The 12,219-nt window shown below is 48.6% G+C and carries 13 protein-coding genes; 9 read left to right on the top strand and 4 right to left on the bottom strand.

Features of this window, described 5'->3' with window-relative positions; all coding sequences use genetic code 11:
* Positions 1–54 precede the first annotated feature (54 nt).
* From msrB to OMP95_RS08520, 3 genes are all read left to right on the top strand, one after another.
* On the top strand, positions 55–453 hold the full coding sequence (gene msrB / locus OMP95_RS08510; RefSeq protein WP_266327841.1) for a peptide-methionine (R)-S-oxide reductase MsrB: 399 nt from the start codon (positions 55–57) through the stop codon (positions 451–453).
* Positions 440–697 (top strand): GIY-YIG nuclease family protein, encoded by a 258-nt coding sequence (locus tag OMP95_RS08515; protein ID WP_266327842.1) that lies wholly within the window; start codon positions 440–442, stop codon positions 695–697. Before msrB ends, OMP95_RS08515 begins: the two co-directional genes overlap by 14 nt.
* Before the next feature lie 66 nt (positions 698–763).
* Positions 764–2,359 carry an ABC-F family ATPase gene (locus OMP95_RS08520; protein WP_266327843.1) on the top strand — a complete coding sequence of 532 codons (1,596 nt, stop codon included), beginning with the start codon at positions 764–766 and terminating at the stop codon, positions 2,357–2,359.
* Positions 2,360–2,418: 59 nt separating this feature from the next.
* Here OMP95_RS08520 and OMP95_RS08525 read toward each other — a convergent pair whose 3' ends face one another.
* Positions 2,419–3,846: a diguanylate cyclase domain-containing protein gene (locus OMP95_RS08525; RefSeq protein WP_266327844.1), complete on the bottom strand. Its 1,428-nt coding sequence runs from the start codon at positions 3,844–3,846 to the stop codon at positions 2,419–2,421.
* Between the two features lie 237 nt (positions 3,847–4,083).
* Between OMP95_RS08525 and OMP95_RS08530 the strand changes: the two genes are divergently transcribed.
* Entirely contained in the window at positions 4,084–4,653 is a 570-nt protein-coding gene (locus OMP95_RS08530; protein ID WP_266327845.1) for a YSC84-related protein, read from the top strand.
* Positions 4,654–4,655: 2 nt separating this feature from the next.
* Positions 4,656–4,997, top strand: coding sequence for an ASCH domain-containing protein (locus OMP95_RS08535; protein ID WP_266327846.1), 342 nt, complete (start codon positions 4,656–4,658; stop codon positions 4,995–4,997).
* Here the strand turns inward: OMP95_RS08535 and OMP95_RS08540 are convergent, their stop codons facing one another.
* From OMP95_RS08540 to OMP95_RS08550, 3 genes are read right to left on the bottom strand one after another with little or no spacing between them, the layout of a single operon-like run.
* A complete protein-coding gene (locus OMP95_RS08540; protein ID WP_266327847.1) occupies positions 4,998–6,422 on the bottom strand; it encodes a dihydrolipoyl dehydrogenase in 1,425 nt (474 codons plus the stop codon). It lies immediately after the preceding gene.
* Positions 6,423–6,448: 26 nt separating this feature from the next.
* Positions 6,449–6,658: a dodecin gene (locus OMP95_RS08545; protein ID WP_266327848.1), complete on the bottom strand. Its 210-nt coding sequence runs from the start codon at positions 6,656–6,658 to the stop codon at positions 6,449–6,451.
* Between the two features lies 1 nt (position 6,659).
* Positions 6,660–7,502 carry a formate/nitrite transporter family protein gene (locus tag OMP95_RS08550; RefSeq protein WP_266327849.1) on the bottom strand — a complete coding sequence of 281 codons (843 nt, stop codon included), beginning with the start codon at positions 7,500–7,502 and terminating at the stop codon, positions 6,660–6,662.
* 189 nt (positions 7,503–7,691) lie between these two features.
* Between OMP95_RS08550 and OMP95_RS08555 the strand changes: the two genes are divergently transcribed.
* The 4 genes from OMP95_RS08555 (at position 7,692) to def (ending at position 12,203) form a co-directional block, all read left to right on the top strand.
* Entirely contained in the window at positions 7,692–9,497 is a 1,806-nt protein-coding gene (locus OMP95_RS08555) for a DEAD/DEAH box helicase (protein WP_266327850.1), read from the top strand.
* 150 nt (positions 9,498–9,647) lie between these two features.
* Positions 9,648–10,877 (top strand): nucleoside recognition domain-containing protein, encoded by a 1,230-nt coding sequence (locus OMP95_RS08560; RefSeq protein ID WP_266327851.1) that lies wholly within the window; start codon positions 9,648–9,650, stop codon positions 10,875–10,877.
* A 154-nt stretch (positions 10,878–11,031) separates the two neighbouring features.
* Entirely contained in the window at positions 11,032–11,670 is a 639-nt protein-coding gene (locus OMP95_RS08565; protein WP_266327852.1) for a 2OG-Fe(II) oxygenase, read from the top strand.
* Positions 11,667–12,203: a peptide deformylase gene (gene def / locus OMP95_RS08570; RefSeq protein ID WP_266327853.1), complete on the top strand. Its 537-nt coding sequence runs from the start codon at positions 11,667–11,669 to the stop codon at positions 12,201–12,203. Before OMP95_RS08565 ends, def begins: the two co-directional genes overlap by 4 nt.
* Positions 12,204–12,219: the final 16 nt, after the last annotated feature.

Consider the following 12,219-nt stretch of genomic DNA (forward strand, 5'->3'; position numbering starts at 1 on the left):
TGTGCATATTTGCATACAATGAACTTGTGCAAAACAGGTTATTGATGCTGAAACATGTCCGACAAAATTGTGAAATCCGACTCTCAATGGCGAGAGCAGCTCACCGAAGAGCAATTTTCTGTAACCCGCCACGCTGCTACTGAACCGCCGTTCTCAGGTGTCTATGTCGATCATCATGATCAAGGCATCTATAAGTGTGTCTGTTGTCATCAGCCCTTATTCTCTTCCGACGACAAGTTTGATTCGGGTTGCGGCTGGCCCAGTTTTTCTGCGCAAATCGAGCAGGGTGCCGTCACGCATCACGCTGATTACAGTCATGGCATGGATCGAACAGAAGTGCGGTGCCGGCATTGTGATGCGCACCTGGGACATATCTTCGACGACGGCCCAGCTCCCACCGGTTTACGCTACTGCATCAATTCGGTAGCGCTGGATTTCGATGGCGAAAAGTGACTGGTTCGTCTACATCATCGAAGCCGATAATGGCAACCTTTACACTGGCATTACCACCGATCTGCAACGTCGCTTCCAACAACATTTGAATAAAACCGGGGGCGCCCGCTTTTTTCATACCAGTCATGCCAGAAAACTGGTGTTTCAGGAGCAGCACCCCGACCGCAGCAGCGCCTCCAAAAGAGAAGCCGCGATCAAGAAACTATCAAGACAAGCCAAACTCACCCTTATCGAACAGCAATAACACCATGTATAATGGTATGTTTTTCTGATTCGACTCGTCGACTAATCTCACTACAGGATTTTTGCCTTGCTAACTACTGCAAACATCACCATGCAATTCGGGGCCAAGCCTCTGTTCGAAAATGTTTCCGTTAAATTCGGTGACGGCAACCGCTACGGCCTAATCGGCGCTAATGGTTGCGGTAAGTCCACCTTTATGAAGATCCTTGCCGGGCAGTTGGAGCCCACCGCCGGCAATATCAACCGCGATGTGAACGAATCATTTGCCGTATTGAAACAGGACCAGTTCGCCTATGAAGATCAGCGTGTTATTGACGTTGTGATCATGGGGCAGCCCGAGTTGTGGGAAGTGCATCGCGAACGCGACCGTATCTATAACTTGCCGGAAATGAGCGAGGAAGACGGTATTAAGGTCGCGGAACTGGAAGGTCACTATGCCGAACTCGACGGTTATACCGCTGAATCCCGCGCCGGCGAATTATTACTGGGTGTCGGTATTCCGGTGGAGCAGCATTACGGTCCGATGAGTGAAATCGCACCCGGCTGGAAGTTACGTATTCTGCTGGCACAGGTGCTGTTTGCCGATCCCGACATCATGCTGCTCGATGAGCCGACCAACCACCTTGATATCAACACTATCCGCTGGCTGGAAGATATTTTGAATCAGCGTAACAGCACCATGATCATCATTTCGCATGATCGCCACTTCCTCAACAGTATCTGCACCCATATGGCTGATATGGATTACGGTGAACTGCGTATTTATCCCGGCAACTATGATAACTACATGCTGGCTTCCACCCAGGCCCGTGAACGCCAGATGTCTGATAATGCGAAAAAGAAAGCGCAAATTAAAGAGTTACAGGAATTTGTCTCGCGCTTTTCTGCCAATGCATCCAAAGCCAAACAGGCCACTTCGCGGCAGAAGCAGATTGAAAAAATCCAGCTGGATGATATTAAACCGTCCAGCCGTGTGAATCCGTTTATCCGTTTTACGCAGGAAAAGAAACTGTTTCGTAATGCGCTGGAAACCAGTGCAATCAGCCAGGCTTATCAGGCAGAAAAACCGTTGTTCCAGGATTTCAGCTTTATGACTGAGGTCGGCGAGCGCATCGCCATTATCGGTCCTAACGGTATCGGTAAATCGACACTGGTAAAAACGTTAGTCGGTGAAATGACCGCTCAAGCAGGTGAAGTCAAATGGTCGGAAAATGCCAATATTGGCTATTACGCCCAGGATCATGATCACCTGTTTAAAAGTAACATGACTTTGTTTGAGTGGATGAGTCAATGGGCTGGGCCGGAAGACGACGAACAGGCCATTCGCGGCACTTTGGGCCGACTGCTTTTTTCCGGCCATATGATCGATAAAAAGGTCAATGTACTCTCAGGTGGCGAAAAAGGCCGCATGTTGTTAGGCAAGCTGATTCTGCAACGTCCCAATATTCTGGTAATGGACGAGCCAACCAACCATATGGATATGGAATCCATTGAATCGCTGAATATGGCACTGGAACAATATGAAGGCACTTTGTTCTTCGTCAGCCATGATCGTGAATTTGTCTCCTCACTGGCAACACGCATCTTTGATATGGAAAACGAAGGCATTACCGATTTTGCCGGCAGCTATGATGACTACCTGCAAAGCCAGGGTATCGTTTGATAAAATCGTTTGAGTTGTAACGGCACATTAAGCTAGAGCCAACGATCGCAGCAGGCACTTTAGGTCGAGACCATGTCGAGCCCGTTAAAAAATAGATAAGTGTTCTTACCATTGTGTTTGCTGCAATACATGGCGTCATCAGCCCGGCCGATCAGCTCATCAGGATCATGGCCATCACGTGGCGCCACCGCAATGCCGATACTCGCCGTTATCTCAACCGCCTTATCACCTACCTGGAAGGAACGGCCCAGATTATGTAGGATCTTTTTGGCAATTTCATCGATATCGTCTTCACCAGCCAAGCCTGTCAGGATTACCAAAAATTCGTCACCGCCGACACGTGCCACAGTATCATCCTTACGGATACAACTGGCCACACGCTTCCCCACTCTGGCGAGGATTTCATCACCTATCGCATGGCCGTATTTATCATTGACCGGTTTAAAACCATCCAAATCAATAAACATCACAGCGGTATGGAGTTTACTTCGTTGCATGGATTTTAGTGACTGGGACAATCGATCTATTGCCAGCGAACGATTGGGTAAACCGGTGATACGATCATAATAAGCCAGCCTGTTCAATTCTTGCTGGCTCTGTTCCAACTCTATGGCTGCCGCCATACTCATTTTGATATAACGGCTGATATTGAACCCAAAAAATACCGTTATCAAAGTTAGAATCAATAAAATCCCCCCCAAAACCGGGGAATTATTATTAATAAATAGGGCGCCAGGCTGATCTGCACGCCATACAATAGTGGCAAGATTTTTACCCAAAGGGTTTATCACAGATTTGGCAAGATAATCAGCAGGGCCCTGCTGTGAAGAAAACAACATCATCGAATTAAACTTAAAATCCTGGGCCCAGCCATTTATCATCGCTGCGTCCAGTTTCTTGCTCATCAATAACAAGCCATAGGCCTGCCCGAATACAAAACGCGGATCCTGATCGTCATGGGGAGTAATGGGCACACAGGCGACCATATGTAGCTCAAACCCCATCTTGATGAATCCGGTCACCGGCACCGGGTCGGTCATTTCTGCTTGCAGTGCCTGCTGCATCAGATACTGATATGGCTCAGCAGTAAGCGCCTTATTCGGATCTGCTTCAACTTCACCGTCAACTATGGACATGATAATAGTTTTATCCAGATTAGCGACAGCCACACGGGAAATGCCAAAACTATCCCCCATATACGATCCCAGAAAATTATCCTCGATGAACTCAGGATCGAGTCTCAGACTCAGTTTTTCTACCGAGTCATTCCAATAAGCATAATCCTTGGTTAACTTACCCATACCTTCCAGCTCATTTCTGATTACACTGTCAAAAATGGCTGTAGAGGTTTCAGCAGATATCGTATTGAGCTTTTCTGCAGAATGAAACAGCAATATAACCAGATAAACTGACACCACAGCCAATATCATGAACAACAGATACAAACTGATTTTCAATTTGCTTAACACCCTGCAAATGTTGTTCATATCCCTGATGCTCCCCCCTAGCTTCAGACAACCGCCCTGTCGCAGCGCGCTAACTCCATCGCTATATCACAGTAAACGACCGATTTTTTTATAAATAATCAATTATCTTTTCAAAGAATCTGTTCATCTTACTTAATAACCATCCAAAAAGTATAGATTTCCTATAGTTAGGAAAATTACTGCACAGCATAATGTTTCTGTATATATTAAGTGCATAATTTTATTTCAGGGATCGCTATGATGTTTTATCAGAACTTGCCGAAACAGCATTACCTGGTGGTTACCTTGCTGGCTTGCCTATTCTTTATCACCGCACCATTGAAAGTGCAGGCTGCGTCCGCAGCTGAAATTGATATCGGCGTAACAGAAACATTGAAAAATTTCCGTTCTGAAGTGCCCGGAGGGGGCAAATTTCTGCAACGCGCTGAAGGGGTATTAGTCTTCCCGAAAGTTATCAAAGCCGGATTCGGTATCGGCGGCGAATATGGCGAAGGCGCACTGCTAATCAATGGCCAGACGGTGGATTACTACAGTACTGCTGCCGCTTCCATTGGTCTGCAATTAGGTGCCCAAAGTAAATCACTTGTTGTAGTTTTCCTGTCCGGAGATTCATTAAAACAGTTTCGTGACAGTAAAGGCTGGAAAGCCGGTGTCGATGGCTCTGTCGCTGTTGTAGAATGGGGTGCAGGCGAAGACATCAACACCATAGATATTGAAGATCCCATAGTCGGTTTTGTATTCAGCAATAAAGGGCTGATGTTCAACCTGACATTGGAAGGTTCTAAATTTACCAAAATACAGAAATAATAATGACAGACATTAATCCAGATTACCCACCTAAAACCTGTGAAATCGACCGACTGGTGACGCACTCACGTCTGGTTGATGCCGCTCTGGCCGGAACCAAGACCCAGCAACGTCGTAATGGCGTTTATGGCTATCCGGGCGAAACCTTCGACCTGGCAGGAGAACAATTTGTCATTACGCAACTTGAAAGACAGTCATTAGGGGATATGAGCGAAGCTGATGCCAAAGCCGAGGGTTTTCCAAACCTGCAGACCTATAAACAGCTGATTATCAGCATGCATGCAGGCATGGACTGGAATGACGCACATCAAGTCTGGGTGCACAGCTTTAAGCAATCTGAATAACTAATCCAGGGCTTCAGACTGGAATGAGTCGCAGCGGGCTAAATCAAAGGGTTGTGTCGTTTCCAGCCGTTGGCTGAGCACATCACGTAATGCGCTTCGCATACCTTCTTCCAATACGGGGTGATAAATGGGCATGGCGAGCAACGCTTCAACGCTAAGCTGCTGCTGTATTGCAAGAGCCAGTATATGGGCCATGTGCCCCGCATCTGGTGCCGACATTTCTGCGCCAAGCAGTCGTCCGTTAGTTTTATCTGCATAAATCCGCATCAGACCAACGTTCTGCAGAGCCGCACGTGCACGCCCCTGATCAGTATAGCTCGCCTGCCCAACCACCAGCGGATGAGACTCACACTCTGCATAGGATCGCCCCACCATGGCCGTTTCCGGAGCACTGAAGACAATACTCAAAGGCGTCCTGCGACAAAAAGCCTCGACTTTCTCAGCCACCGCATTATGACCGGCTATGTGCCCTTCATCTGCGACTTCGTGTAATAACATCGTATCAGCACTGGCATCGCCGGCTAAGAAGACCGGTAAATCAGCGACTTGCATTGTCTGAGGGTTGATGTCGGGCATCCCGTTGTCATCCAACGCCACACCAAGATTGTCAAACCCGATATTATCAATATTCGGCTGACGGCCAACGGCCGCAATAACCTGATCCACTTCTACGCTGTAAGCACCGGCTGTCACCTGAATACCCGTATCAGTGGTTGTTAGCTCCGCATTATCACCAAGATGAATGGCAAATTCTTTCTGTAGACTGTCATGTAACGCCTGATTGACAGCCGGATCCGTTAAACCAGCAAGTTCGTTACCTGCGCCAAAGCCGGTGACCGTTATACCCAGCCTTGCCAGCGCCTGAGCAATTTCAACACCAATCGCTCCCAATCCGATAACCGCGACGCGTTGCTTGAAGTCATGCTGTTCAAATAGCGTGTCTGTGGTGAGTAACTTGTCACCCAGTGACAGCCAAGCGCTGGGCACAATGGGTCTGGAACCCGTTGCAATGATGATTTTCCGGCCAGCAATCTGCTGATCGTTAACTTCAACTAGATTCGCACTCAATAACCGCGCTCTGCCGCTGATGTTTTTGTCTCCCAACTCGTGGACGGCCTTGAGTGTGCTGGCAACATAATAATCTCGCAAATCACGTACCCGTTGCATGACCGCTGGAATATCGATTTGCAATGCCTCTGCATGACGAATGCCAAATGCTTCAAAGCTATAGCGCCGGTGAAAAGCATTCGCGGCTTCGATCAGCAGCTTGGAAGGCATGCAACCAACACGGGCACAGGTCGTGCCATAGGGACCATCATTAATCAGCAGATAACGGTCCGTAACCTTTTTGACTTCCTTGATCGCAGCTAAACCGGCCGTGCCCGCACCGATTACCACCACATCTGCCTCAGTCTGGATTGACACGCCGTCTATCAAACCATACTGTCAGCTTAATCTTCTATTCTGAATCCGACTTTGATGGTGACCTGCCAGTATTTCACTACACCTTCTTCGATACAGCCGCGGGTTTCCACCACCTGAAACCAGTGCATGTTCTTGACGGTTTCAGCTGCTTTAATAACGGCATTTTGAATAGCCTGGTCTGAGCTCACAGGGGAGCTACCGGTCAGTTCGATAAGTTTGTAGATATGTTCACTCATGTTAATTCTCCTTGTTTTTACGCAGATATATAAACCAGTACACCAGACCGACAAACAGGCCGCCGCCCAGCATATTGCCTAACGTCACTGGTATCAAGTTATGCCACAAAAAGCCACTGATCGTGAGTTTGTCCAACACCAAATAACCCAAAGGCTGCAACATGGCAGGGTCAGCCTTTGCCACTAAACCCGCGGGAATGAAATACATATTAGCCACTGAATGCTCAAAACCCATTGCAACAAATGCCGTGATCGGAAACAGGATCGCCAGCACTTTATCCACCACGCTGCGCCCGGCATAACACAACCAGACTGCCAGACAGACCAGCACATTGCACAATATGCCCCGGAAAAAGGCCTGGATCCAGTCCAGATTGACTTTGCTATGGGCAATCGCAATCGCTTTACTACCAACCGCCCCCTCAGCAAGCAGCCAGTGCCCACTGAAATAAATCATCACCAGAATACCCAGTGCGCCTACAAAATTGCCAAGGTAAACAATCAACCAGTTTTTCAGTAACTGTGCCAGACTGACCTGACCATCAACACAAGCCATCACAATCAGATTATTGCCAGTGAACAATTCAGCGCCGGCCACTACGACCAAAATCAAGCCCAGACAGAATGCAACACCGCCAATCAGACGCATCAGGCCACCAGCCACCCCGGCGCTATCATAAGTCACCAAGGTGAAGAAAACGGCGCCCAAAGCAATAAAGGCACCTGCCAGCATGGCTAATACAAATACCTGCACAGGATCACTGCTACTTTTGGTGACGCCTGCCTGTTGTATGTGGGCAGCAATTTGCTGCGGGGTGTAGGCATCAACTGAAAAACGTTCCATAGCAGGCACTCTCGATGTCTTATGACAGTACTATCATAAGACCAAGCTGACCCGCATTTCCAGTCCGGCAGCCAACTACAATAAATTTATGATTTTTATATCTTTTAACAGCATTGACTTGTATAATTGGGGGTTTTACATCCCGCTCATCAGTTTTGCGTTCAAAAACTGACTTTCACAGGTTTTACCATGTCCACAGAACAACTCGATCCGATCCCCTCATTCAGTGAGTTGGGAATCGCCGCCCCTATTGTAAAAGCTATTCAGGAAGCCGGGTACGAAACCCCCTCCCCGATTCAGGCACAAAGTATTACACCACTGTTGCAAGGTCGTGATCTGCTCGGTCAGGCGCAGACCGGTACCGGTAAAACAGCCGCCTTTTCTTTGCCGCTGTTAAGCCGCATTGATGCCCGTCAGAAAACACCCCAAATTCTGGTACTCACGCCTACCCGCGAACTGGCTATTCAGGTCGCCGAAGCTATTCAAGGCTACGGACGTCATTTAAAAGGCTTTCACGTACTGCCTATTTACGGCGGCCAGAGCATGAGTATCCAGCTACGCCAGCTGCAGCGTAACCCGCAAGTGATTGTCGGTACACCCGGCCGTATTCTGGATCATATTCGTCGTGGCAAACTGGTATTGGAAAATCTGCAATCCCTGGTTTTGGATGAAGCAGATGAAATGCTGCGCATGGGCTTTATCGATGATGTGGAAACCATTCTGCAGGAAACGCCTGAAACTCGTCAGGTCGCGTTGTTTTCCGCCACCATGCCCAAACCGATTCACCGGGTTGCCCAGCGTTATCTGAAAGATCCGGTGGAAGTCCATATCAAGTCGAAAACATCCACAGTTGATACCATCAATCAGCGTTACTGGCAGGTGACCGGTTTACACAAACTGGATGCGCTCACCCGGATGCTGGAAGTAGAAGATTTTGATGGCATGCTCATTTTCGTGCGCACCAAAAATGCCACTGTTGATCTGGCCGAGAAACTGGAAGCCCGCGGTTATGCCAGTTCTGCGCTTAATGGTGATATGAATCAGGCTTTACGCGAAAAAACCGTCGAGAAAATGAAAGCCGGCAAAATCGATATTCTGGTAGCGACCGATGTCGCCGCCCGTGGTCTGGATATCGAACGCATGAGCCATGTTATCAACTACGATATTCCCTACGATACCGAATCCTATGTGCACCGAATCGGCCGTACCGGCCGGGCAGGCCGCAAGGGTGAAGCGATTCTGTTTGTTGCACCGCGTGAAAAACGTATGCTCGGCGCTATCGAAAAAGCGACCAGACAAACCATCAGCAAGATGCAACTGCCCAGTAGCGAAGATATTGCCGATCGCCGTGTCATGGCCTTCAAACAACATTTGTCTGAAACCATCGAATCTCAGGATCTGGCATTTTTTGAAAACCTGATCACCCAATATCAGGAAGAACATAACGCTGATCCGGTAGAAATGGCCGCTGCACTGGCGTTTCTGGTACAAAAAAATCGTCCTTTATTACCGGTCAAACATGTCAGTGAACGACGCCAGCCCAAAGACAAACCGGAAAGAGAGAGCAAACGTTCAGCGGATCGCGAGCCACGCCAGACTCGTGAACCACGGCAGGTTCGTGAACGCAAGCATCAGCCTGAAGAAGGCATGAAAACTTACCGCGTCGAAGTAGGTGCCGCGGACAATGTTGAGCCGAAACACCTGGTCGGTGCCATCGCCAATGAAGCCGGACTGGAAAGTCAGTTTATCGGCCGTATCAGCATTATGGATGATCACAGTTTTGTCGATTTGCCGGATGGTATGCCCAAAGATATTTTCCAGCACCTGAGCAAAGTCTGGGTCAACAACAAACAACTGCAAATCAGCCTGCCTGACGATGTTCCCGCAGCTACGAATGACAGAAAAACGGCCAGACCACCACGCAAAAATGAGGCACCGAGAAAACGTTTATCTTTGCAAAAAGAGCGCTCAAACGCGGGCAGCAAGCGCCGCTAATCTGGTACTTAGATTCACAAATTATGTGATAGAGGGATTGCCACGGTAATCCCTCACATTATTCAATAACCATATGCGCCGTTCCTGACACAAGATCACGTCTCAAAACCGCAACTTCCTCAAATAATTCAGCCGTGCCACAATAGCCGCATGCTGAATATCATCTGGGTTGCCTTTTTTCTGATTGCTTTTATTGTTGCGCTGATAAAGCTTCTGATTCTGGGCGATCAACAGATTTTTTCCCAGTTGATGGAAGCCATGTTCAGCTTGTCCAAAACGGCATTTGAAATCTCACTGGGGCTGACAGGCATCCTGGCCTTATGGCTGGGTATTATGCGTATCGGCGAACGCAGCGGGTTTATTGAACTGCTGACCCGGGGGTTGGCGCCGCTGTTTCAACGTCTGATGCCGGAAATCCCCAAAAATCATCCCGCGTTGGGAGCGATGGTAATGAATATTTCGGCCAACGCGCTGGGCCTGGATAATGCGGCCACCCCCCTAGGCATCAAAGCGATGAAAGAGCTGCAAACCCTTAATCCGCTCAAAGAGACAGCCAGCAACGCGCAGATCCTGTTTCTGGTCATTAACACATCGGCCGTCACCTTGTTTCCGGTCACGATATTTACCTACCGGGCACAAATGGGCGCCGCTAATCCCACTGATGTCTTTATCCCGATTCTGCTGGCCACTTATATGTCCACCTTTATCGGTTTATTAACGGTGGCCTGGGTACAGAAAATTAATTTGCTGGACAGAGTTGTTATCGCCTATCTGGGCGGGTTCACGCTGTTGGTCGCGGCTGTATTGGCTTATTTTGCCAGTCTGTCACAAGCACAAATGCTAGCGCAGTCAGCCCTCGTCAGCAATGTGATTTTATTTTCTCTGGTGGCATTGTTTATTTCGGCTGCGGTATTCAGGCGGGTCAATGCCTACGATGCCTTTATTGACGGTGCCCGTGAAGGTTTTGAAACCGCCATTAAGATCATCCCCTATCTGGTGGCGATGCTGGTGGCGATCGGCGTGTTCCGTGCCAGCGGCGCTTTGGATTTACTGGCCGACGGCCTGCGCAGTCTGATACTGGCGCTGGGATTTGATGATCGCTTTATTGATGCGCTGCCGACAGCTTTAATGAAACCTTTCAGTGGCAGTGGCGCCAGAGCCATGATGGTGGATACCATGCAGGCCTACGGCGCCGACTCTTTTGCCGGACGACTGTCATCGATTGTACAAGGCAGTACCGAAACGACCTTCTATGTGTTGGCTATTTATTTCGGTGCTGTAGGCATTAAAAATATCCGCCATGCAGCCGGTTGTGGCCTGGCCGCAGATTTTGCCGGTATTATTGCTGCGATCTCAGTCGCTTACTGGTTCTTCGGTTAAACATTAAAAAAATCAAAATTTATTCCCTATTAGTGCTCAAATCTGCTAAATTTTAGCGCCCGTTCAGTACCTTGCACCCCACATCATGCTGCCAGTCAGCATATCTCCAGGTTCAACGTAACGGTCTTTTACTGTCCGTTTGGAGATTACATGTTTGAAACCGCTAATCCAGCCCGCTGAATCCATTTATGATGAAATTGCCGATAAGCTGGCCAGCCAGGGTTATTGCATTTTGCCCCAGCTGTTACCGGCCGTATTGACCAACGCTTTGCACCGACGCGTCATCAATATGGACGATGATGATTTCCGGCAAGCAGGTATCGGTCGTGAATTACAGTTCCAGCTCAATCAGACAGTACGCCAGGACCAAATCCGCTGGCTCAATCAACAACAGCCGGTAGATGCACAATATCTGGCTCAAATGGCGGATTTCCGCCTTGCCATCAACCGGCGTTTGTTTATGGGCTTATTTGATTATGAAGCGCATTATGCTTTTTATGCGCCGGGTGCTTTTTATAAAAAACATTTTGATGCGTTCAAGGGGCAGTCCAACCGCGTGCTGACCACCGTTTTATATCTTAATCAGGACTGGCAAGCAGCAGATGGCGGCCAGCTGCTGCTCTATAGCCCGGATGGAAATAAAGTCATTGAGCAGATCAACCCCGATTTCGGCAGTTTTGTTATCTTCCTGAGCGAACAATTTCCTCACGAGGTAGTCAAATCAGCATGTGATCGCTACAGTATTGCTGGTTGGTTTCGTTTACATGATCCTCTGCAGGCACCCTCTTTATGACCGACACTTTCGACATTCTTCAACTGGGTCATCCGCTTTTACGGCAGACTGCCGATCCTGTCGAAAATATCCAGGATACAAATTTTCAGAACATGCTGGATAAGCTGTTGAGCTTTGTGCTGGCGAAGGGGGGAATGGGTATCGCCGCGCCGCAGGTCGGTATCAGTCAGCAGGTATTTATTCTGTCCTCCCATCCCAATGCCCGTTACCCTTACGCACCGACAATGCCTTCTTTTTTTGTTATCAATCCGGAAATCACCTCGCGGTCAGAGACAACCAGCAAGGACTGGGAAGGCTGTCTAAGCCTGCCCGGCATTCGCGCATTGGTGCCGCGGCATGATGCCGTTAAGGTACGCTATAAAACCCGTAAGGGTGAAACCATTAATACCGAATACAAGGGGTTTATCGCCCGTGTCTTCCAGCATGAATTTGATCACCTGCATGGCACCGTCTTTCTGGATCGGGTGGATGATACCCATGAAGTCATGATGGAGCGGGAGTGGCAACGGCAAATCGCCAAATATCACCGTTGAGTCTCATACCACCACA

The sequence above is a fragment of the Methylophaga sp. OBS4 genome, from assembly GCF_026319305.1.
Taxonomy (GTDB): Bacteria; Pseudomonadota; Gammaproteobacteria; order Nitrosococcales; family Methylophagaceae; genus Methylophaga.

Coding starts and splice junctions, on each gene's coding strand:
- OMP95_RS08550 (WP_266327849.1), bottom strand. CDS start 7,502: ATGGAACGTTTTTCAGTTGATGCCTACACCCCGCAGCAAATTGCTGCC.
- msrB (WP_266327841.1), top strand. CDS start 55: ATGTCCGACAAAATTGTGAAATCCGACTCTCAATGGCGAGAGCAGCTC.
- OMP95_RS08530 (WP_266327845.1), top strand. CDS start 4,084: ATGATGTTTTATCAGAACTTGCCGAAACAGCATTACCTGGTGGTTACC.
- OMP95_RS08525 (WP_266327844.1), bottom strand. CDS start 3,846: ATGAACAACATTTGCAGGGTGTTAAGCAAATTGAAAATCAGTTTGTAT.
- OMP95_RS08515 (WP_266327842.1), top strand. CDS start 440: ATGGCGAAAAGTGACTGGTTCGTCTACATCATCGAAGCCGATAATGGC.
- OMP95_RS08560 (WP_266327851.1), top strand. CDS start 9,648: ATGCTGAATATCATCTGGGTTGCCTTTTTTCTGATTGCTTTTATTGTT.
- OMP95_RS08545 (WP_266327848.1), bottom strand. CDS start 6,658: ATGAGTGAACATATCTACAAACTTATCGAACTGACCGGTAGCTCCCCT.
- def (WP_266327853.1), top strand. CDS start 11,667: ATGACCGACACTTTCGACATTCTTCAACTGGGTCATCCGCTTTTACGG.
- OMP95_RS08535 (WP_266327846.1), top strand. CDS start 4,656: ATGACAGACATTAATCCAGATTACCCACCTAAAACCTGTGAAATCGAC.
- OMP95_RS08555 (WP_266327850.1), top strand. CDS start 7,692: ATGTCCACAGAACAACTCGATCCGATCCCCTCATTCAGTGAGTTGGGA.